This window comes from Ruminococcus sporogenes (assembly GCF_054655175.1).
In genome coordinates this window covers 518,695-540,487 of the sequence record NZ_BAAHOA010000002.1, presented here as the reverse complement: position 1 = coordinate 540,487, position 21,793 = coordinate 518,695, and the positions used below count along the sequence as shown (strand labels likewise).

At 34.4% G+C, this 21,793-nt stretch carries 22 protein-coding genes and 1 pseudogene; all 23 read right to left on the bottom strand.

Annotation, left to right across the window (positions count from 1 at the left end; genetic code table 11):
* Positions 1–20: 20 nt before the first annotated feature.
* Positions 21–1,133, bottom strand: coding sequence for an acyl-CoA dehydrogenase family protein (locus ACYQ0N_RS09195; protein WP_177533459.1), 1,113 nt, complete (start codon positions 1,131–1,133; stop codon positions 21–23).
* 170 nt (positions 1,134–1,303) lie between these two features.
* Positions 1,304–1,561 (bottom strand): acyl carrier protein, encoded by a 258-nt coding sequence (locus ACYQ0N_RS09190; protein WP_460162493.1) that lies wholly within the window; start codon positions 1,559–1,561, stop codon positions 1,304–1,306.
* A gap of 21 nt (positions 1,562–1,582) precedes the next feature.
* Complete coding sequence (locus ACYQ0N_RS09185; RefSeq protein ID WP_460162492.1) at positions 1,583–2,422, bottom strand: 3-hydroxyacyl-CoA dehydrogenase family protein; 840 nt, start codon at positions 2,420–2,422, stop codon at positions 1,583–1,585.
* A gap of 13 nt (positions 2,423–2,435) precedes the next feature.
* Positions 2,436–3,512, bottom strand: a complete 1,077-nt coding sequence (locus ACYQ0N_RS09180; protein WP_177533461.1) for a BtrH N-terminal domain-containing protein — start codon at positions 3,510–3,512, stop codon at positions 2,436–2,438.
* Between the two features lie 2 nt (positions 3,513–3,514).
* Entirely contained in the window at positions 3,515–3,772 is a 258-nt protein-coding gene (locus ACYQ0N_RS09175) for a hypothetical protein (protein ID WP_177533462.1), read from the bottom strand.
* Complete coding sequence (folE2, locus tag ACYQ0N_RS09170; protein ID WP_177533463.1) at positions 3,772–4,593, bottom strand: GTP cyclohydrolase FolE2; 822 nt, start codon at positions 4,591–4,593, stop codon at positions 3,772–3,774. Before folE2 ends, ACYQ0N_RS09175 begins: the two co-directional genes overlap by 1 nt.
* Before the next feature lie 119 nt (positions 4,594–4,712).
* Positions 4,713–5,891 (bottom strand): class I adenylate-forming enzyme family protein, encoded by a 1,179-nt coding sequence (locus ACYQ0N_RS09165; RefSeq protein ID WP_460162491.1) that lies wholly within the window; start codon positions 5,889–5,891, stop codon positions 4,713–4,715.
* Positions 5,892–5,894: 3 nt separating this feature from the next.
* Positions 5,895–7,271: a coproporphyrinogen-III oxidase family protein gene (locus ACYQ0N_RS09160; RefSeq protein ID WP_460162490.1), complete on the bottom strand. Its 1,377-nt coding sequence runs from the start codon at positions 7,269–7,271 to the stop codon at positions 5,895–5,897.
* 26 nt (positions 7,272–7,297) lie between these two features.
* Positions 7,298–7,993, bottom strand: coding sequence for a 7-carboxy-7-deazaguanine synthase QueE (locus ACYQ0N_RS09155; protein WP_460162489.1), 696 nt, complete (start codon positions 7,991–7,993; stop codon positions 7,298–7,300).
* Positions 7,983–8,477: a nucleoside deaminase gene (locus ACYQ0N_RS09150; RefSeq protein ID WP_177533467.1), complete on the bottom strand. Its 495-nt coding sequence runs from the start codon at positions 8,475–8,477 to the stop codon at positions 7,983–7,985. The genes ACYQ0N_RS09155 and ACYQ0N_RS09150 overlap by 11 nt, the downstream gene beginning before the upstream one ends.
* Positions 8,478–12,128, bottom strand: coding sequence for an SDR family NAD(P)-dependent oxidoreductase (locus tag ACYQ0N_RS09145; RefSeq protein ID WP_460162488.1), 3,651 nt, complete (start codon positions 12,126–12,128; stop codon positions 8,478–8,480).
* The gene (gene fabD, locus ACYQ0N_RS09140) at positions 12,129–13,403 is read right to left on the bottom strand and encodes an ACP S-malonyltransferase (RefSeq protein WP_460162487.1); all 1,275 of its coding nucleotides are present in this window, start codon (positions 13,401–13,403) and stop codon (positions 12,129–12,131) included.
* 88 nt (positions 13,404–13,491) lie between these two features.
* Positions 13,492–14,445, bottom strand: a complete 954-nt coding sequence (locus ACYQ0N_RS09135; protein WP_177533470.1) for an electron transfer flavoprotein subunit alpha/FixB family protein — start codon at positions 14,443–14,445, stop codon at positions 13,492–13,494.
* On the bottom strand, positions 14,442–15,260 hold the full coding sequence (locus ACYQ0N_RS09130; protein ID WP_177533471.1) for an electron transfer flavoprotein subunit beta/FixA family protein: 819 nt from the start codon (positions 15,258–15,260) through the stop codon (positions 14,442–14,444). The genes ACYQ0N_RS09135 and ACYQ0N_RS09130 overlap by 4 nt, the downstream gene beginning before the upstream one ends.
* A gap of 6 nt (positions 15,261–15,266) precedes the next feature.
* Complete coding sequence (locus ACYQ0N_RS09125) at positions 15,267–16,409, bottom strand: acyl-CoA dehydrogenase family protein (RefSeq protein WP_460162486.1); 1,143 nt, start codon at positions 16,407–16,409, stop codon at positions 15,267–15,269.
* A 119-nt stretch (positions 16,410–16,528) separates the two neighbouring features.
* Positions 16,529–17,230, bottom strand: coding sequence for a 4'-phosphopantetheinyl transferase family protein (locus tag ACYQ0N_RS09120; RefSeq protein WP_460162485.1), 702 nt, complete (start codon positions 17,228–17,230; stop codon positions 16,529–16,531).
* 354 nt (positions 17,231–17,584) lie between these two features.
* A complete protein-coding gene (locus ACYQ0N_RS09115; RefSeq protein ID WP_460162484.1) occupies positions 17,585–18,157 on the bottom strand; it encodes a hypothetical protein in 573 nt (190 codons plus the stop codon).
* A gap of 159 nt (positions 18,158–18,316) precedes the next feature.
* Positions 18,317–18,598: a hypothetical protein gene (locus ACYQ0N_RS09110; RefSeq protein ID WP_460162483.1), complete on the bottom strand. Its 282-nt coding sequence runs from the start codon at positions 18,596–18,598 to the stop codon at positions 18,317–18,319.
* A gap of 13 nt (positions 18,599–18,611) precedes the next feature.
* Positions 18,612–18,842: a hypothetical protein gene (locus ACYQ0N_RS09105; RefSeq protein WP_460162482.1), complete on the bottom strand. Its 231-nt coding sequence runs from the start codon at positions 18,840–18,842 to the stop codon at positions 18,612–18,614.
* 59 nt (positions 18,843–18,901) lie between these two features.
* A complete protein-coding gene (locus ACYQ0N_RS09100; RefSeq protein ID WP_460162481.1) occupies positions 18,902–19,120 on the bottom strand; it encodes a hypothetical protein in 219 nt (72 codons plus the stop codon).
* Between the two features lie 140 nt (positions 19,121–19,260).
* The gene (locus ACYQ0N_RS09095; RefSeq protein ID WP_460162480.1) at positions 19,261–19,779 is read right to left on the bottom strand and encodes a hypothetical protein; all 519 of its coding nucleotides are present in this window, start codon (positions 19,777–19,779) and stop codon (positions 19,261–19,263) included.
* Positions 19,780–20,456: 677 nt separating this feature from the next.
* Positions 20,457–21,485 carry a hypothetical protein gene (locus ACYQ0N_RS09090; RefSeq protein WP_460162479.1) on the bottom strand — a complete coding sequence of 343 codons (1,029 nt, stop codon included), beginning with the start codon at positions 21,483–21,485 and terminating at the stop codon, positions 20,457–20,459.
* A 21-nt stretch (positions 21,486–21,506) separates the two neighbouring features.
* Positions 21,507–21,779, bottom strand: a pseudogene (locus ACYQ0N_RS09085) (RHS repeat-associated core domain-containing protein); the annotation flags it as partial.
* Positions 21,780–21,793 lie beyond the last annotated feature (14 nt).

Genomic DNA, 21,793 nt, shown 5'->3' with positions numbered 1-21,793 from the left:
CCTTTTTTCAGACTTCGGGATCAATAGTTTCCGCCTATTATTATTTCATGCATCTGTGAAGAGCCTTCAATAATTTCATTGATTCGAGCATCCCTGAAATATCTCTCTATCGGATATTTATCGCAGCATCCATTTGCTCCGAATAACTGAACCGCTAAATTTGTAACTTTGCTGGCAACTTTAGTTGAAAAATACTTTAAAGACATTGTTTCCAATATTGAATTCGGCTCACATTTTTCACGTATCTCAGCAACTTCCTTACAATATGTCTCAGATGCTCTAGTCAGTACTATCATTTTAGTAAGCATCTCCTGTACCAGCTGATATTCTTTAATGCTTTTGCCAAACTGTTTTCTTTCGGAAGCATATTCTCTGCATAATGAAACACAAGCCTCCGAAATTCCAAGACTTGTCCATGCGATTGTATATCTTCCGTAATCAAGACATGACGGGATAATAAATTTAAGACCGGCTTCTGCTGAACCGATCATATTTTCCAGTGGTACTTTAGTATTGTTAAATGTGACATTTCCAACCATTGAGGCTCTTACGCCAAGCAATCCCTCTATAGGCTGTCTTTTTATTGTTTTATCATTTTCAACAAGTACTCCGACAATATTTCCCTCATATTTTGCAAATACCAAGTAAACATCCGCTGTCATACCTAACGTTACCCATGTTTTTCTTCCGTTTAATACAAAGCAGTCATTTTCTTTTTTGATTTCTGCCTCTAAATTTCCGGCATCGCACCCTGCTTGTTCCTCTGCAAGCGCAAATGCGCCTATAAGTCTGCCGCCTGAAAATTCAGGAAGCCATTTTTTTTTCTGTTTTTCACTGCCCCATCTCAATACCGCAAGCTGTACCATTCCCTGAACAGTAAAAATACTGCGGATTGAAGAACTTGCTTTTGCAAACTCTTCACTAAGTATTCCTATTTGCAGCATTGAAAGCTCTGAGCCTCCGTATTTTTTGGGAACATTAGCGCCCAAAAAGCCTTCTCCTGCAATTTTTTCAAACAGGCTTCGATCAACGAATTTCTGTTTTTCACATTTTTCAGCATAGGGAAGTATATATGAAGCTAAAAATTCTGATATCTGCTCTTTATATTCCTCATATTCCGGCACAAATCCCATATTAATATCTATGGTAATTTAAAAATTCAAATTACCGGTACGCTCCTTTCTTTAAAACTGAAAATTAAGAAAACACTGCGCAAAGAGCATTGTGCTGTACTGACATTGCTTATTAAATGAAACATAGTAAAATTACAAAAAATTCTGCTATTCCGTGTAGCCATCGGACATCATATTCTTAATGCTTTTTGTTTATTTTCAATATATGAAACAATAGATCTGATATTTTTAAAGTTGTCAGCCTTTAAATCTTTGCCGTCTATATGTATGTCGAATTGTTTTTCAAGGAAAATAACAAGCTGCATTGCAAATAATGAATTGACGATTCCTCCCTCGAATATATCATCATCATCGCCTATTGTTTTCCTTCTTGATACTTTCAATATAAATTCTTTTAATTTCTGATAGATCTCATTTTCCGTATTCATTTTATTTACTCCTTTTTACACTTAATAACGGTAAAATCCCTTACCGCTTTTACGGCCTAACTCATTGACTCTTACCATATCTTTCAACAGTGGACAGCAACGGAATTTTTTATCTTTATAGTTATCATATAATACCTGCAATGAATTTGTAACCGTGTCCAATCCGATCAGGTCGGCAGTTTCCAGCGGTCCCATTTTATGTCCGTAACAGCTTCTGAATATATCATCTATCTGTTCAGGCGTCGCTACTCCTTCATATACAAGATATGCAGCTTCATTCATCATAAGATGTGATATTCTGTTTGACACAAAGCCTACCGAATCATTTATAACAATGCTTCGTTTTCCTATTTTCCGAATCAGATCATTGGTCTTTTCAATAGTTTCATCAGTTGTTTTCTTTCCTCTGATTGCTTCAACTGTAGGTATCAGCGGAACAGGATTCATAAAATGTACGCCTATAACCTGTTCCATACGATCAGAAAACGAAGCTACTTCCGTGATAGAAATACATGATGTGTTAACGCAGAATATACATTCCTTTTTGCAGATCAAAGATATTTTTTCATATACCTTTTTCTTTTCTTCCAGTATCTCTGGAATGTTTTCTACAACAAAGTCCACGTCTTTTAATAGGCTGTAGTCTGTTGTAAATGTAATATTGTCCATAAAATTTTCATTATCGAAATTTTCATTTATAAAACTGTATCCGTAGAATTGTTCGTTCATATTCTGCTTTGCTTTATCAAGTATCGATTCGTTCAGGTCGATAAGAATAACGCGAAAACCATACTGTCCAAGCGTAAGCGCCACGCCTTGCCCCATTACGCCCGCACCAATAACGCCAACCGATTCTGTCATATATATGCTCCTTTTAAGTGATTAGATTTACTCTCCGGTTCAAATCATATAAAGAGTAATAAAACCGTTTTTCTTCTGCCATAATCTGTTCCATTATTATGAGTATCTTTTCATAATCATCATTTGTATTTTTTATAGTACATTTTATTATCAATGACAGAATAATTTTCCATGATTTCATGGTTTTTTCAAGCGCATCCTGAGTATTTCTGACTGATATTATCGGATATTCATCCTCTACACGTTCAAGGAACCAATAAAACAATTCCTTTCTTGAATAAATGAAATATAGCTTTTCATACATATACTCCAGAAATTTAACTCGTTTCTGACCTTTTAATGACATATTATCTTCAAGGAATACCGAGATTTCATTTATTGCACGATAGCCGTTCAATTCGCCTTTTACAGTGTTTTTATCAGAGTTAACCTGATAAAACTTGTTCAGAGTTTTTTCAAGCTGATTTTTTATCAGTTTAATTTCATCTTCGCTGAAATCACTGCGGCAGATAACTGAACTCTGATAATTAATAGGTATTCCGCTTAAAATGCCGTCATGGTCATTCAGAGAATTTCTTGCCATATCCAGCTCATTTTTAGTTATCTCACCCTTGAAATACCATGAAGGATACCAGTCTATCACATAAATTTTATCGTTTTCTTCTTCATATCCTGCTATTATTATCGAGTGAATAGAATGTTTTTTATAATAATAGGGTGTATATTTCAGATAATAAACATCTACGGCTACCACAACCGGTATATCCTGCTTCAAATATTCTATGTCGGACTTCCATATTTCATCGCACGATTTAATTGTTTTATCGACTTTGAGTATTTTTTTATCAAACGGAGACAGCAAATTATCATTTATGTTTCCGATTTTAAAATCAAATCCCCATTTCAGATCATCATTTTTTAAAAATATCCAGTCCAATGAATAATTTATATAAAATTCAGGATTTTTCACCTTATAATAACGCAATATATTTAAATAACAATTTTTGTAACAAAAATATTGAAATGAATCATGAAAAACCTGTTCCTCTTTATAAATATCAAATATTAAATTTTCACTTTTATCAGACATTTTTATCCCTTCATTACTTTTTCAACATGCTTCAGTATATTGTTTACAGTAGAAAAATCTTCGATCTCGACGTCATCGGTAATAAGCGGTTTTTCAATTATATCCTCAATTCCTGTAATTATCTGGATAAGCACAAGAGAAGTAACGACTCTATTTTCAACTAATTCGACATCGTCATCAATACTGATTCCGGGAACATTCTCTCCCTGTATTTTATTATAAATAAATTTCCTTATAACGTCCATATTTTTATTTTCCATTATACGTTCACCTCAGCTAAATCTCTGGAAACCATAACTGCATATGCATTATGATTATGAATTGATTCGTAATTTTCAACATTTACTGTGAAATCCGAATATCTATTGTTTTTCTGTAAGTTGATAGTTACATCTCTTACGATATCCTCGACAAATTTTGCGTTTTCATATGCATGCTCTGTCACATATTTTTCGTCTACTCGCTTTAAAAGCGAGTACAACTGGAAAGATGCGGATTCTTCTACACGTCTGATAACGTCAGGTATTGCTTCTACATCGGTATTTTTTAATGCAACGCTTACAAGACCGCGCTGATTGTGCGCGCCGTATTTACTGATGGATTTTGAGCACGGACATACAGATGTGATCGGAACTTTTACATCTATCTCAAACTGTGCGGGTCTTGATTTTGTTAGGCTTGCTTTTATCCTGCACTGATAATTCATTCTTCCCATATTCTTACTGACAGGAGCTTTTTTCATGATAAAATATGTAAAATCCATTTCTGTATATGCGTTGAATCCTTCTAATCTATCCAATATCTCATCCAAAAGGGCATAGATGGATTTATCATCAATAACTCTGTTCCATTCATTCATACTTTCAACAAGACGGCTCATATGAATTGCTCTTTTATCAGCTGACAAGTCAACAGCAAGCATCATATTTGCCACGCTTGAATTGACTTCACCGTTAAAAATATATGTTACCGGAACAACCACGTCTTTAATTCCGACGTGTCGTAAATATATTTTTCTTGTTTCCTGAGTTTTCTGAACGTCCGGCAGTTTATTATTTTCATTTACAAACTGAGCGCTCAATATATCTCCTCCTTTAAACTTTTATCTTGCAATTTCTGCATAGCGCTTGCTTGTTTCGTAAAGTCGTACTCTGCAAATTTTGCAACTCTTGACTTCTAATGCATTCTTTCATTCCCATTTTATTTTTCTTTTCGTCCGACCAGATACAGGTTTTCATCCTTGATAAAGCCGATATCTTTTGTGTAATACCAGCCTTCATTGTCAACTGCCGGAACTTTCTCGCCATTTATGACATAATACTGTGATACGGTCTCTCCTCGTATCAATATCTCATAATAGCCGCTTCGTTCTGTAGGTTTATATCTGATCTCAATATCAGAAATTTGTTTTCCAACGCTTGTTAATGTTTCCTGATCCGGTTTCTTATTTACGCATATGGTACTGACTTCCATCATTCCATAAAGCTGACACGGGAATATATCAGATACAGCGTAAAAATTTTCTCCCGTTTCCCTGCTTAAAGGTGAACCCGAGCAAAGAAAATACTTATTGTATATGAACGAAAACTTTTTTCCTTTAAGTTCAGAATACATACAGTCATAAATCTCAGGTACTCCAAGAAATACATTGGGTTTTAAGTCGTAATAGTTCTTTATAAATTCACTGAATTCAAACCACCTCTGTATATATATCGTTGCACCGCATCTGATAGGAGCGATCACTCCCATAGTAAGACCATATCCATGACATAACGGTATAGGAGCAAATATTACATCTGACGATTCATAGTTCATTGTCTCAATGATATTAACAGAATCTCTGTCGAGATTTCTGTGAGTACGATATGCCATTTTAGATAAATTAGTAGTTCCGGACGAGCTTTGCATCAATGCGGGAAGTGATTCATCACTGCAAAGCTTTTCTTCCCCATCACTTATTAAAGCGGCATTCTTTTCCTTTACCACACAGTCTGTTTTCAGAAGTATCCTATATTTATCCGATAGTCTCGGATATTCCTTTTCTATATGTTTAAATACATAGCTTTCAACAATAATAGTATCCAGCGCGCCGTCAATAAATTTTCTCTCTAGCTCCAAAACTGTCCACTGAGGATTTAATAAACAGGTAATATTCTGATTTTCAGATAATGCATAGAGACATATTACATATTCTATAGAATTGTGAAGTACAAGACCGACTCTTTCACCGGGTTTCACATCCAGCTGTTTCAGATTATTCTGTGTATTCCTTACGAAATTAAACAGTTCACGGTAGGAAATGGATTCATTTTTACATATAAGAGCAATTTTCTGAGGATTTTTATCTGCGCTTTGCTTCAGCATTTCATATAAGTTCATAGCTTAATCCTCTAATTTTACTCTTACTTTTCCCATAAAGTCTTCATTATACGGATTGGATTTTTCCTTTGCTGAGTTAATGAAGGATTTGATATATGTTCTCCATTCCTCATCGCTGATGAATATTTCTGATATATTGCCTGACCAGAAAATACCTTCTTTAGTAAGTTTTAAAACGTCACCTTCCCATTTTGCCAGTCCGAGTTCAATAATATAATCGATTCTTTCACGGTATCTTTCATAATTAAGAATATTCTCTCGCTTTATCTCCATAAGTATCGGGAAGAATACCATTGTTCTGTCCTGATTCTGCTCTTCGCTGCAAACACAGCATAATTCCTTAGGATATTTCTCCTGTCTGATACGCTCTAAATATTCACGTATATCGCAGACATTCTTATATGCATAACCGTCAATATATCCTCTGGCAGATACTCCGACGCCTATAACGTTCCCGTTGCTGAGATATATCTTATCACCGATATGTATCTTTTCCTGGAATCTCGAATATGTATTGGTGATTATCTGCCTGTAACCGTGATCAAGCAGCCACTTGTCTCCGAGTTTGAACATCTTCATATTGTTTTCATTTGAAGGCTTGATTGTATATCTGCCTTCTTTATGAACAAGATTGTCAAGGTATGTATTCGGGAATAAAGCCATATTATAAATGTCGATATGATACGGATCAAGTTCTGTTACAAGCTCTAAATCACGGATAAAGTCCTCTTCTGACTGCTCAGGTAAATTATACATCATATCAATGCAATACTCAGTAAGACCAGCCTTTTTCAGTATCTTTACTCCGTTATAAATATCGTCAAGAGTTGCGCGGATATTCATATCTTTTCTGATAGATTCCTTAAATGTCTGTACACCAAAACTGATTCTGTTAATGCCTAATTCAAGCAGACCCTTAACATATTCTTCTGTCTTTATACAGTTGATAGAACCTTCCATTGTCCAGTTATCATTTACTTCAACTTCAAAACATTCCTTGATAACATTTACAATTTTTCTTAGATCTTCAATAGGAATCAGGAACGGATTGCCGCCGCCGAAATGAACGGATTCTATCTTTATCTTATTTAAATACGGTGCGCTTGCATATTTCTTTATTTCATAGATAATACCATCTACATAATCCTTTAAATAGCTATTGTAGCTGCTTACTCCGTGTAATTTATAATACGGGCAAAAAACGCATCCCGAATCACAGAACGGAATGTGGACGTATAAATTTGTCGGAGTATTGGAATCTCTGTTCTCATTTAAAAAGTCGAAAAATCTGTTGTCAGGATCGCCTGAATGTTTAACTTTTGTAAGTTTAGGAAACACCCAGAAATCGTCAAGTCTCTCTTTAAAATTAATCTTTCTCATATTAGAAAATACCTTTTTAAACCTTTCTATGCTTCTTCTGAATTGTCCCAGATCTGCAATTGTAATCTATTGGCATATCTGAATCCGTATTTCACGCATTTTCTTACCATATTGCGCTGTATTCTTTCAAGTTCTTCTTTACAATCAGCCAGCGGCATTATCATTACATTTTCAAGCTGATATGTGCCTATTTTCTCCAGTATATCTTTTACCTCTTCAAAATCACTATCCAAATCACGACACACAAATTTGAGCTGATAATCATAATTTTTTATAAATTTTTTTATTACTTGTATATTGATACGTTTTTTATTATGTTGTTCTATTATATGATAATTACCGGACTTAAACGGTATCGAATTAGATAATTTTGGACTCATACTTACCAAGTCGCATTTAATATCAGAATATTTCGTACCATTTGTTTCCACAGTAATATGATAACCATTACTTTTAAGTAATTCTGTAAACTTCACAAGTTCAGGACAAATAAACGGTTCACCGCCCGTGATTATTATATGCGAACAATGATAAGATTTCAATTTTGAAAGAAGCGTAATTTCATTATATACAACTGTTTCATTTTTCTTCAAAACTTCTTCCGTATCACACCACTCACAGTTCAGATTGCATCCGATCAATCGGAGCATAACGGATGGTACGCCTTGCAGTTTTCCTTCTCCTTGTATTGTTTTAAACATTTCGCATACTTTAATTTTCATTTCTTATTTTAAACAACCTTTTTATCATTTCATTTCGTTTATGCCATTCAGCTAGTAAATTCATACACTCCTCATGTAAAACGCCGCCTTTCACTTCCAAAGAATAATGCATTTTCGGCAGTACATCATCAATGGAGATATCTATCTCATCAAATCCCAGCCTTGAAGATTCCGCTATTGATGTGCCATAAACCACTCTTGGGACATGCGCCCAGTTTATTGCACCCAGACACATGAGACACGGTTCTGTAGTTGCATAAAGTACTGATTTTTTCAGCGCGGCTTCCCCGTATAAATTTATAAGTTGATTCATTGCATTCATTTCAGCATGATTTAACGGATTTCTGCTTGTGAAACATGAATTTGATTCCAGTATCACCGTATCCTGATAAACTATACAGCAGCCAAACGGATATTCATTACCGCGTATTTTTCCCTTAGCAATTTCAATTGCTTTCATCATATAGAATTCATCTTGTTCCAATCATTCAACCTCTTCCTTCTTCTTTTCAATATAAGACGCTATTGATTCAATAGTCTGATATTTTAATAGTTCTACAGGAGTAAGTTCGATGTTGAACTTTTCAAGTTCAACACATATTTTTACAGCTGAAATGGAATCACCGCCTATTTCAAAGAAATTCGATGAGATATCTACTTCATCATAACCCATTATACTGAAATAAGACTGTGCTAATTTTTTTTCGATATCCGAATATATAGACGTTTTTCTTCCCTTTATCTTAACATTTTCTGTAATGTGATTGTTTTCAACAGCTTTCTGTTTATTGTTTACAAACAGTTCATTTCTGATATCTTCTGAAAAATTAAACGGAAGGTAATCAAGAAGATTATATATCTTACTTTCTGTGTTTATTTCTCCGACGATAACTCTGTTGATATCTGTACTGAGTATCTGCTGAATTGCCTGATAACCGACTTCAAACGGCATTTTTCTGAATATGGAAGTTTCTTCACTGTACATAAGGCTTTCTTCAAGAACAATTCCCATCCATTCAGGCCAACTTATTACTGTTGCGGGACGATTCTGTTTTCGCATGTATTCAGCGTAAGATTCAAGATATGTATTTGATGTTACATAACTGCTTACGCCGTTTCCCGATACTAAAGTCATCACTGAAGAAAACATTACGAAAAAGTCCATATCATCTTTCTGTGTAAGCTGATTCAGGAAATTTGTGCCATATATCTTTGGTCTCATGGATTTCTTAAATTCGTCCTCGCTTAAATCCACAATTTTTTCACTTAAATCATCTACGGCGAATTGAATAATTCCGTTTATCGGTCCGACCTGTGTCCTTATATTTTCCAGTAAAGATACTGTGCTTTCATAATCTGAAACATCGCAGCTATAGTAATGCACCTTGCAGCCAAGCTTTTCAAGCTTCAGGCACGCGTCTACCTTAGCGCTTAATTCGGTCGATTTCTCATTTGCACAAAATTCTTTCCATTTATCATGAGACGGCAGTTCTGTTCTTCCCACAAATACAACATTTGCTCCGGATTCAGAAAAAATGTTACTGAGCCTGCTTCCTATTCTTCCAAGACCGCCGACAAGAACATATACGCCATTCGGTCTGATTGATTTTTCAGGCTTTTCTCTGCTTATAAGGTCTGCCTTTCTGATACGCTCAACAAAACGTTCATGGTTACGATAACAAACCAGATATTCTTTGCTTTTTGTAAACATTTCATTTAATACCGATTCGACAGAAGTATTTTCATCAATATCTACACATCTTGTATTCATTAACGGTACTTCCCATTGAAGAGTCTTTGCCAAGCCGATAATACCTGCATTATCAGGTCTTATCTGACTTTCATTTCCGGAAACAGCATATGCATAATTGGTCAGCAATGTAATTCTTGTGCTTCTGTTTACTATATTAGCCAGTGATTTTATAAGCCTTAAAAATCTGTAAATTCCGCATTGAAGCCTTGTATCGATTTCCTTGTCTGGCTCCAGATTATCATCTGAATAAAGAGAACTGAATATGATATGTACATTTTTCATTTTCTCAAATTCATGGAATAATGAATCAAAACACTCTTCGGTATCTCTGATAACGTAATTGTATCTATCGGTCTGTTTTGTAGTCTCACCAAACGTTATACGAAATACATTTATATTTTTTTCCATTAAAAGTGCAATAAGGTTTTCGGTAAAAATATCGCCGCATGAGAAACATATAACGTTTTCAACTAAATTTTCCTGTGTTTCATTCTTAGATAGAATATTTTTCACCCATGACGGTTCGTAATATCCGATCGGATTCTTAGCTGAAACAGGTGCGTGATCTGGAATGTCAAACCAGCATCTGTTCTTCTTGAAGGAGTATACGGGAATACTTATTTTATGTCCTTCTCCGCCGTGATAGATATTATCCCAATCTATTTTTTCACCGTTTACATATTTTACTGCAAGTAATTTTAAGCTTTCAGTATCAATTCCGATTTCTTTTTCATTTATCTTTTCTTCTCCATTTTCCAACATATTGACCGACATCCATACGCCTATGTCCGCCAAAGTTTCACTATTTAACACTGTGTTTTCCAACTTCTCAAGTTTTCTGCGAAGTGTTTCTTTACTATCAGCGGTGACTGCCAGACGATAATTGAAATCTGTTCTTCCTGTATTTGCCGTATAACAAATATCATTAATATCCGCATTTCTATTCCGCTTAATAAACCGGATATAATTCTTAATAAGCTGTCTCATCGAGTCTTTAGACTTTGCAGATAAAGTAAATAGCTGTTCGGAACGGCTGTCCGATTTCTTTTTTTCATCAGTTACATATGAATTTTTCGGAGCTTCTTCCAACAAAATATGGCAGTTGGTTCCGCTGATTCCAAACGAACTTACTCCGCAGCATCTGGGATAAGGACTTTCCCATTTCTTTAATTTGCCGTTTACATATACAGCAGAATTAATGAAATTGATTTTTCGGTTCGGCTGTTCAAAATGGATACTCGGAGGAAGTTCTTTGTTTTCGAGTGCAAGAGCAACTTTAATTACACTTGCAACTCCTGCCGCACCGATTGTATGGCCGATATTGGATTTTATCGAACCTACTCCGCAAAAGCCCTTCTTTGTTGTAAAATTCTTGAATGCACGATTTATTCCTGATATTTCAGTCGGATCACCTAACTTTGTTGCAGTTCCGTGCGCTTCAATATAACCGATAGTCTCAGGATCAATTTCTGCTTTTTTCCATACATCGACCAATACTTTTTCCTGTGCGGCCGCGCTTGGAGCCGTTATTCCGATTGATTTTCCGTCCTGATTGCTGGCGCTCGACTTGATAACCGCATATATATGGTCGTTATCTTTTAACGCCTGTTTTAAAGGTTTCAGTAAAACAGCGCCCGCGCCTTCACCCTGACCTACACCGTCACAGGAATCGTCAAACGTCCTTGCTTTACCGTCAGACGCAACGATTCCGATTGCATTGACAATAGTATTTGAAACAGGAAACGTAAAAAGGTTGATACCGCTTGCAAGCGCCATCTCACATTCACCTGACTGTATACTTTTACATGCAAGATGAATTGCGACCAGTGAAGAAGAACAGGCAGTATCAATAAGAATAGCGGGTCCGTGAAGATTTAAAAAATAAGATAAACGCGCGGGCAGCATTGCTGCCAAATTTCCTGCAAATGAATTATCTGCCAGTTCAGGACTTATATCTATAAGCAGATTCTGATATGATTTACTTGTATACTCTGCCGGACATCCCGTATAACATCCGACTTTCTTATTATTAAAATATTCTGTGGAATATCCAGAATCTTCAATTGCATTATAGGAAGTTTCCAATAATATTCTCTGGTTAGGATCCATTATTTTGGCTTCATTTGGAGGAATTCTGAAAAATTCAAAATCAAATTTATCAATTTCCTTTAAGTATGCCGCTTTTCTGTAAACAATATCTTTCTTATCCAGATTAAGATATTTCAGGTAATCTTCTATATCCTTTTTTCTTCCTTCAGGACAGTCTGTTACGCAGTCTTTTCCGACTCGTAAATTATCCCATAGTTCGTCAATATTGTCTGCATGTGAAAATCGTGCAGCCATACCAATGATTGCAATCTCTTCATAATTCATTTTTTCCATTTATTTAACCTTCCAGCCCAGATAATCAGGAAATAATTCATATAATCCGGTATCATATAAAATATCTTCCATAATTTGACTTTTTTCATTCGTACTAATTTTTTTACCGTTCAAAATTTGTATCAGACTGTCTAAAGAAAATTTCATATCTTCATAGGTCGGTTCAGCGTCACCTGATACAATACTGTTCTGTAATTCAATCAGCTGTTCATACGGCTTTTCTACATCTGTTCTGTAAGATTCATCGTTAAAGTTTTTGTTTTCTGAACTTACAGCGTTTACGGCACATCGTCTTATCAGTTTATGCTTTTCTTCAGCAGGTAAACGAAGCGGGTTAGACAGCCTCATGGTGATTTCTTTTATGTATTCCTGATCTTTACGGTCATCATCGGAATAAACTTCTATTCCCATATTATTGGTCATCATTAAATTACGAAGAATCGTCTGAGGTTTCATTTCAATGATATTATTTATTCCATTATCGGCAATATATTGAATTGATTTCAGCCACTGTACAGGTTTTACAAGCTGTTCGGATAACATTATGGGTATATCCTTTGAATCAGAATAACATTCACCAGTCAGATTCGATATAACAGGGTATTTGAATTCATGATACTGATAACTTTCAAGATTTTTTTCAAGGTCATTTCTTACTATATTCATCAAAGAACTATGAAATGGATTGCCTGTATTTACCTTCATAATTCTTCCGCCAAGTGTTTCTGCCTTTTTTGTAAAGTCATCCACTGCTTTACGATGCCCTGATATAACAATCTGTTCTTCAGAATTTATATTTGATATTTCGACAATATGATTTTCATACGAAAGTTCACGGCATATTTCGCTGACACGTTCAAGGTCGAGTCCCATGACCGCAGCCATATAACCATCTTCAATTAATGAGGAACCCGTCAATTTTCCGCGGAAATCTACAATTTTTATTCCATCCGAAAAATCAATTGCTCCCGAACATACCAGAGCGGAAATTTCTCCTAAGCTATGCCCGAGCAAATAGGAAGGCTGCTGATCCGTATTTTTCATAAAAACATGAAATCCTGATACACTTGTCGCAAGTATCGCAGGTTGAACCAGATCTGTTTTTGAAAGTTCTTCAATATCTCCCTCAAAACATAATTTTGCCAGATCATATCCTAAAATCGTACTTGCTTCATCAAACAGATCTCTGACTATTTTGTTATGCATATACATATTTTTTCCCATAGAAATGTACTGCGAACCTTGTCCCGGGAATGCAACTGCATATTTTTTCATAAGACGCTCCTTTTTTAAAAAAGCTAATTTTCCACTTATCCCTAATCGTATGTAAAATCTGAAAGATATTGAAATATTTCAGTATCTTTTAATAATGTTCAATTTTTTCCAAAAGACAATTTAAAAATTCCTTACAATCCTCAATTATAACATAATCAGAATAATCAAAAATCGGAGCGTTTGCGTCATTATTTACTGCGATAATAACTTTTGAGTTCTTGATTCCGATTACATGCTGACTTGCGCCCGATACGCCAAATCCGACATACAATTTAGGCGATACGCAAATTCCCGACTGCCCTATCTGATATTCCTTTTCAATCAATTCATTTTCAACAACTGCTCTTGTTCCTGAAATTTCAGCATTGCACAGTTTAGCCAGTGTTCTGAGTTTATCGGATTCCTCTTTTGAACCGATACCTCTGCCAAAACAGAATAATCTTTCTGCATTGACTAACGATACATTTTTTTTCTCGATTTTCTTACTGCTAATTACTTGTGCCAAAGCTTCCTTTACTTCTTTTTCAGGTTTCAAATATTCAATATTTCCTGTTTCATATGATAATTCCTTCTTTATCTGGAAGGAATTCTGCTTTATTGTACACAATTGATAATCGGTATTGATACATTTTATTTTTGCAACAATAGAGTCGCTGAGTGCAGCTCTGAAAAATTGAAAACCATCTTTCTTATCATATTCAATATTGATACAATCAGCAGTAAGTCCGCCGTCCAGCATCATTGCAAGAACAGATGCCATTTTTCTGCCTTCTTCGGTATCCTGAAAAGCCATCATATGTATATCATTTCTGATTATCCATAAACGGCACATTTCGATAAATGAATTAAGACCTGTATCGCATACAAAAACTTTGTGCGCTCCGTTTTTTGCGATTTCTCTGTATTTGTCATTTCCTTCGCTGCCTCTTATAAATACAAATACTTCACTTTCATTATCGTCAGCAAGAAGCCTTAGTTTTCTTGTTATTATTAGTGAATCGCTTCTTCCATAACCGCTTCCACAGATAAATGCAAGTTTCATTTCTTTATCTCCTCAATTTTCAAAATTCTTAAAAACTGCTCGGCTTTTTCATCAATTGTTCCTTCTAATACAACATTTTCTTTCTTATCCATCATACTTTTAACATTAAGGACTTTAGTCTTTGAACCTTTTAAACCGCATAACGATACTTCAGAATTCAATGTATCATGATCCCAGACAGTAACCGGTTTTTTTATGGATCTTTTAAGGCATAGCAGACTGATATTTTTCTGTGTCATAAAGGGGCCGAAAATAAGCATTACCGGCGTCGGAGTTTTTATTGTCTCTTCATTTTCTTCGTTTATGTGCGAAAAAGTTATCGTACCGCTGTATTTGTTATCCGGTATTTCATTGCCGAATGTACTTATATCATTTTTACCGTTGACTTCAAGTATTTCATTTACCTGTGTAAAACAATCAACTCCCAGACGATATGCAAGACCATATCCGACTTGTCCGGTTTCACCGTCTACTGCTTTCTTACCGCATACGATAATATCAAAACATCCGATTTTCTTTATAGCCTGTTCCAATATATAGATGGTAGCATATGTATCTGAACCCGCAAACGCCTCGTCGGATAATAAGATAACGTCGTCAGCTCCGATAGCTCTGCATCTTATCAGTACGTTCTTTGCTTTTAATGAACCCATGCTTATACAGGTGATATGTATATCTTTATTTTTGTTTTTTAATTCAACAATATTTGAAAGAGCATATAAGTCATATGGATTTATCACTAAGTTTTCTTCATTGGCAGAATTATTATTTACATATTTTTCAGAGACAGGTTTTATCAATACTATTATATTCATTATTATTTACCTCAAACTGCATTCCAGATTCATCATACGATAAATGGTATTTCGCTGTATTTCATTTGTTCCCGAATAAATAGAGCAAGCGAGCGCGTCTCTCAATTCTCTTTCAATATCATATTCTTTAGTATATCCGTATGCTCCGAATATCTGCAAAGCATCTCTGCATGCCTGTATATAGCTTTCGCTGACAAATACCTTAAATATTGACGCATCTGTAAAAGCATTTTTTCCCTGATCTTTCATCCATGCGATTTTGTAAAGCATATTACGGGATAATTCAAAATGAATCTTCATATTCGCTATCTTGTGTGATACAGCCTGAAATTCACCTATATTCTGTCCGAACTGTTTTCTTTCGTTTACATATTTCATGCATGAATCTATAACTCGGTGCATGGCTCCTATATGCGGCGCAAATTCATATATTCTTTCCCATTCAAGTGCCGATATAAAAATCATTTTTCCGCTGTCAGGTGTTCCGAGAACATTTTCTTCCGGTATAAAACAGTCAGTCAGCGTTACTTCACTTAACGGACATGAATTCAATCCCAAAGTTTCAATCTTTTTACCTATTTTCAATCCGGCAAATTCTTTCTCAACAACAAACGAAATAACTTTCTCGGGATTTGCTTCATCCAAAGCAAATAAAACAAAAATATCAGCTATAGTTCCATTGGATATGAACATCTTGCTTCCGTTCAATACATATCCGCCCTGAACTTTTTTGGCGGTCATTTTCATGCTGCATGCATCAGAACCTGAATCGCACTCAGTCAATGCAAATGCACCGATTTTTTCACCTGTAACCAATTCAGGCAGATATTTCTCTTTCAAAAAATCAGAACCGTATAGATATATCAGATTCTGCGAAACCCATATATGATTATTTATTACAAACACAAAGCCGTTATTATTGCAGGAATAACCTAATTCCTCTATCATAAGCGCAGCCGTCAGATAAGATTCATCCATACCGCCGTACTCTTCGCCTATAGTTATTCCAAGGATACCGAAATCAGACGTAAGTTTCCACATTGATTCTGAAAAAAAATCCTTTTCATCGTTTCCGTTCAGGTTTTCTACGGCAAATTTTCTTACCTCGCTGATATATTCCTTTTGCTCTTTGGTCAAGCTGAAATCCATTAATACTATCTCCTTTTCAATAGTTTGTACATATCTTTAATTTGATATATTTTAATACTAATTCAACTAAAACAATATCGCACAAAAACAAACGCGGTCCCTTATACTTTGTTTTACTGTTAGCGAAACATATTTTCTTTCCATAGAAGTAAATTTTCAACGGAAACCATCGTAATATCTAAATTTTCAATATCAGGTTTATCGGCATTTACACAAACCGATAAATAATGATCGTTGTCGATTTTTTTATTCATAAAAAAGAAATCACTTATTCTGACATTGTCTTTATACAGCAATATCTCATCCTTATGAAATTCAAAACTAAATGAGTTTAAAGGTATCGTCAGACCTTTTCCGATACATTTGAGGTAACTTTCTTTTAACGTCCATATTTTGCAAAACATTTCATCCTGATTGTTTAATCCTCCGCTTCTGATGTATTCATTTTCATATTCAGAAAAAAATTTTTGGGCAATCGGGATAACATCCGAAGTTTCGCCCTCAACATCAATACCAACAGGCGATTCACTAACCGTACATACGATCCAGTTACCGGAATGAGAAATATTAAAAAAAATGTCTTTACAATCTTTCAGGAACGGTTTTCCAAATTCATTGTATTCAAAAATAATAAAATGCGGAGAAAATCGATATTCTTTGTAAAGCGTATACTTTACCAGTATTTCGCTTAATATACTTATCTTTCGAGCATTTTCATAAATATATTTATTTATCTTTTTGATTCTCTCTTCTGATAATAAAGGAATAAACGAATTTATATCGTTCAACGAAGTATCTATTTTTATTGCATAAACATTCATAAATATTAGTGATCCTAAAACAATATTACAAAATCGAATCTATATTAAGGGCGGCGCCTGACAACTTAACTTCAGCGCCTTTTCCGTATTATATTCAGAAATTACGGCTTGCAATGATTGAATCATTTTTATTATACTATGTCAAGCTAAAATTTCCAGCTCAATTTATTAATTACTTCACCTTACGCATTCCGATAATTGCTAACCTCAGGTTTTTTCTTCAACATACTGATTTATCATCTTTAATATTTCTCCTGTTTATTTTATAATCATGATTATTATTAATAATATACTAAAATTATACAAATTTCAATCCTTAACAATAAAAGTTCACAAATTATTTACAATTATTATCTAATATTGATTTTTATGAATTAGGATAAAAAAATAAAGCCGGATAATATTATCCGGATCGTAAAAACCGTCGTCTGTACCGTATTTCAAAGTCGGATCATAATTAGTAATCATTTTTCGTTCTTTTACAGTCCCGTTATCAATTTCCATGCAGCAAGCCCCGTAAAGAGTGCGAATGCCGTTTACTTCATAATAAATGGGATTCTGAATTTCAGTTATGCCGTATGTAATAGGAATCTGAACAGAAGGGTGAGAAACATTAATAGATCTGACTGTTCCCTGCACAGCGAATATATCATATTTTTCCTGATATATATTCATTTTATATTTATAGCTTTTACCGTTTTCAAAAGTACCTGAAGACATTCTTGTTCTGGATTCATAATCATTGTATACAGCCGAAGCAGACAGAGGAACGTACATCTTTTTAATAAGTCCGTTATTGCCTGCGTCATAGAACACAAAATCATAACCCTTTAAATGATCCCCGTTAAATATAAATGAGAAGCTGTTATCTTCAGAGGCGTCTATAGCCGTATTATGAGGGTAGACATTTTGAGGTTTATATATCATATTATCACTTCCTTTAAAATATTTTTTTGTAATAAAGAAAAAGAGCAAAACAAACTTAATTGTTTGTTTTGCTCTTTTGAATTTTTGCAGCAGATTTGTAATCTCTGCTGATTGAAATTAATCATGGATATAGCATTATACTATACCCATGATTTTTATTCAATAAGATGCAAACTCTTTAATAAGCTCAATAATATTAGGTAAATTGCCATTTAACCTATTGTAAATAAATATTATTCCAGCGGTAATTATAAGATAACATAAAGAATATGAAAGACTATCAGACCTAAATCTTGCATATGAAATCTTATATCTGCCATTCTTTAACATTTGTTGATTGCGCTTTTTTTTATATTTTTCAAACTTAATCCATTTAAAAATCCCAAAGCCTATAGCGATTAAACCTAAAGAAACATCCCAATAAGACAGAATCTCTTTCAATTATTTCTCCTTATTATGTGTACTTTTCTAATATATCATTGAGTTTATTTATATTGCCTTGAGCGTGCTCTTGATTATCTTTATCCAGCCACTCAGAATACCAAGGAAACGCTTTGCTATATGCTATGTATTGTTCTTCGGCATTGATTCGTAATACAATTAAATCAACATATTTCCTTGCAGCAGCTTTGTAATCCCTGCTGATTGAAATACCATTTTGAAGCTGTTCTCCAGATTTAGCCATTTGCCATAATCATCACTTTTACGTCCCATAAACAATGCATTTCATATAGTTTTAGCGCATTACTTGTTTTTCTTTTTAAAATCATTATAACAATTATATTTTCCTAAAATGCAAATTAAATAGTCTTTAATTAAAAAATCTTCAAAATGCTTCCAGACCATTGAAAAATATCTATAATAATCTTCAATATCTCCACCATCATCTTTAGGTATATTTAATTCGTAATTTCCTAAATATGTTATCTTTTTGGGTATTGACCTGCTTGACGTTGTTGTCATTCCATAAGCATAATTAAAAGTTCCATTTTTATTAATTCTATTTGAGCTTCTTATAAAATTGGTTTTCCCTTTCAACTCGTTACTATATTTAGGCTCGTCAGAAATCCAGCATCTGATAATGGGACAAATATGTCCTTCTTCTAAATAATCACTAACTCTTCTAAAACTTCACTGGCTTTTTGAAATATTATATATTTCCCATATAAATCGTGTTCTTTAGAGAGATCGCTTTCTATTTTATATGCAAAAACATCGCCGATTTTCCATGGACATCTGTAATACCTGCGTTTATATATTTTCTTTTCAGGCGGCTGTGGGGAATTAAGCTTTAAGCTTAATTCCTCCAACACCTTTTTTCTTTGATTTCCAAGCTTTTCCGATTCATCGTACCATACCTGTAAATCAGCGCCTTTTTCTATCCATTTCAACGCTTGTTTTTTTACATTAGGAAGTAATCTTCCTAATCTCCACTGCTGGTCTGCCAATGCCATCCAAAACAACGGAGCATCGTCAACATCTTCTAACATATATTCATAATCTGAGATTATTTCATTGGTAACCTCTTCATTGGATTTGCCCTCCTGCAATTTTTCTTTATATGTGTTCTTTATGTCTTCCGCTACATCATTGTCATATAGCTTTACTCCCCATGCGCCCATTTAATCGCTCCTCCTTTTTAATCCATATTTTTCCATTACCTCCGGCAATTTTGAAGCATATGGGACAGCGTCCGCAAAGAAAATTGCTCTTAATGGATTAATGGGATTTATACCAGTTTTGATATTATAGCAGAGGTGTCAATTACATTATACCATTATTTCAAAAATGTGTAAAGAAAAAGAGCAAAACAAGGTTTTAAGCTTGTTTTGCTCTGTAAAAACTAATTATATAACAATTGTTAATATAAGAATAGTATGTATAACACAAGATAAAATAAATAAAACAGAAAAATAGATAAAATAGCCTTTATTTTTGCTTTTTATTTTTTTACATATAAAAGCACCCAAAATAGATACTAAACTTAATACTGTATAAATAATTAAAATTATTATACATTCTTTTACATTTTTTAGAATAAAGGATGTTATTATAGCTATCAATAAAATTCCGAATGAAAACATGAATGACAAATAATAAAATATAAATCTCCATGCAGAATTTTTGTCCTTATATATTTTAGAATTAACAATACATCCTATACTCAAGGGTATAAGTAATATTATAAATGAAATACCAGACCATAATGTATTATTTGTGTCTAAATCAAATACATCTGATATATACCCACTTAATATATAAATTATTATAGAAATAATAAAAAATATTTTATTCATTATTATCTTCCCATTCTATCTAAAAATTCATCTAAGTCAAATGAAAGTGTTATATCTCCTCCTATTAAAAAATATGCACTTCCTCCTATATTAACTGTTAGATGTGGATCCTTCTCTTGATTTCCAGCATAATTGCCATTCCTTGAAATTAACCCCCATTGATAATCCCATTCATGACCTGGCATCATCCAAGAATATCCGTCACCATCACCATTATAAGCAGAACATTTTGCTTCTGCGCCTAAACCAAGTACTTCTCCGAAATCAACACTAGTGGCAAATTTAGTAGTTGAATTTGTTTTGCAATCATCAGCGAAAATAAGTTCATTCCTTACAGGAACTGCCATTAATGAACCATTGATAAATGCCGCTTTTCCTTCCAAACCAAATCCAAAGCCATATCCAATTTCAAGACTTGTTGAATGATAAACAGCTTTTCCAAACTTTTTAACTGGTTTTATAACATTATTTCCAAACCAGTTTCCGATAGTTGGGAAAAATCCTTGATCTTTTTTTTGCAACGCTGCTAACTCTTCCTGAGTGTAAGCGGAAGTATACGTAGTTTTGATAGTAGTCTGCGTTGTAAGACCACCGGTAATAGGAGAAGCTGACGAGACAGGAGCAGTAGTGGTTTTTACCTGAGATGAATCAGCTTTTCCGGAAGAACATAATTGATTAAACATCTTAGCGTCTGAAGCGCTGTTGATGGACATCCTATCTCCATTAGGTAATGTTCCGTAACTATGTCCGCTCGGATCAACAGTTGTACTGAATTCTGACATCAAACCTGTTGGAGCTGACAACACAGGCGCTGACGATATTCCTGTTAACTCTGCTATTCCGCATCCTATCGTTGTAAGAGCAGATGCAAGTAAAGAAGTAGTATTCTCAACAGCATCTTCTACAAAATAAGATGCTTTATTTATCGTTGTAGACAAACCTTCTTGAACTGCTGGTTGACTCAATGTTGTTGCTGCCAAACTTACAATACTAGCTGCTATAAATGCACCTGCTATAATTGCGTCATCCACACCTGCTATATGCCCCGTCGGATCGCTATAGTAAATCGGATTATTAGCACAATAAGTATAAAGGTTAAGACTCAGCGGATCATTCAGCTTACCTGCATATGAATCCCTGCTGATAAATCTACCTGTTGCCGGGTTATAATACCTCGCCCTGAGATAAACCGTACCCGTTTCAGCGTCGTAATACTCACCGCAGTAACGGAAAGCATTAGTATCAGAATCATCAATATTCTTTTCAACGCCAAAAGCGTCATATGTATACTTCTTTGTAACCTCGCCGTCAGCATTTGTGAGATTTACAACGTCCCCAT

Bases quoted from the DNA above. Each gene is read 5' to 3' on its own strand.
- ACYQ0N_RS09195 (WP_177533459.1), bottom strand. From the start codon at position 1,133: ATGGGATTTGTGCCGGAATATGAGGAATATAAAGAGCAGATATCAGAA.
- ACYQ0N_RS09190 (WP_460162493.1), bottom strand. From the start codon at position 1,561: ATGAATACGGAAAATGAGATCTATCAGAAATTAAAAGAATTTATATTG.
- ACYQ0N_RS09185 (WP_460162492.1), bottom strand. From the start codon at position 2,422: ATGACAGAATCGGTTGGCGTTATTGGTGCGGGCGTAATGGGGCAAGGC.
- ACYQ0N_RS09180 (WP_177533461.1), bottom strand. From the start codon at position 3,512: ATGTCTGATAAAAGTGAAAATTTAATATTTGATATTTATAAAGAGGAA.
- ACYQ0N_RS09175 (WP_177533462.1), bottom strand. From the start codon at position 3,772: ATGGAAAATAAAAATATGGACGTTATAAGGAAATTTATTTATAATAAA.
- ACYQ0N_RS09165 (WP_460162491.1), bottom strand. From the start codon at position 5,891: ATGAACTTATATGAAATGCTGAAGCAAAGCGCAGATAAAAATCCTCAG.
- ACYQ0N_RS09160 (WP_460162490.1), bottom strand. From the start codon at position 7,271: ATGAGAAAGATTAATTTTAAAGAGAGACTTGACGATTTCTGGGTGTTT.
- ACYQ0N_RS09155 (WP_460162489.1), bottom strand. From the start codon at position 7,993: ATGAAAATTAAAGTATGCGAAATGTTTAAAACAATACAAGGAGAAGGA.
- ACYQ0N_RS09145 (WP_460162488.1), bottom strand. From the start codon at position 12,128: ATGGAAAAAATGAATTATGAAGAGATTGCAATCATTGGTATGGCTGCA.
- fabD (WP_460162487.1), bottom strand. From the start codon at position 13,403: ATGAAAAAATATGCAGTTGCATTCCCGGGACAAGGTTCGCAGTACATT.
- ACYQ0N_RS09135 (WP_177533470.1), bottom strand. From the start codon at position 14,445: ATGAAACTTGCATTTATCTGTGGAAGCGGTTATGGAAGAAGCGATTCA.
- ACYQ0N_RS09130 (WP_177533471.1), bottom strand. From the start codon at position 15,260: ATGAATATAATAGTATTGATAAAACCTGTCTCTGAAAAATATGTAAAT.
- ACYQ0N_RS09125 (WP_460162486.1), bottom strand. From the start codon at position 16,409: ATGGATTTCAGCTTGACCAAAGAGCAAAAGGAATATATCAGCGAGGTA.
- ACYQ0N_RS09120 (WP_460162485.1), bottom strand. From the start codon at position 17,230: ATGAATGTTTATGCAATAAAAATAGATACTTCGTTGAACGATATAAAT.
- ACYQ0N_RS09115 (WP_460162484.1), bottom strand. From the start codon at position 18,157: ATGATATATAAACCTCAAAATGTCTACCCTCATAATACGGCTATAGAC.
- ACYQ0N_RS09105 (WP_460162482.1), bottom strand. From the start codon at position 18,842: ATGGCTAAATCTGGAGAACAGCTTCAAAATGGTATTTCAATCAGCAGG.
- ACYQ0N_RS09100 (WP_460162481.1), bottom strand. From the start codon at position 19,120: ATGACAACAACGTCAAGCAGGTCAATACCCAAAAAGATAACATATTTA.
- ACYQ0N_RS09095 (WP_460162480.1), bottom strand. From the start codon at position 19,779: ATGGGCGCATGGGGAGTAAAGCTATATGACAATGATGTAGCGGAAGAC.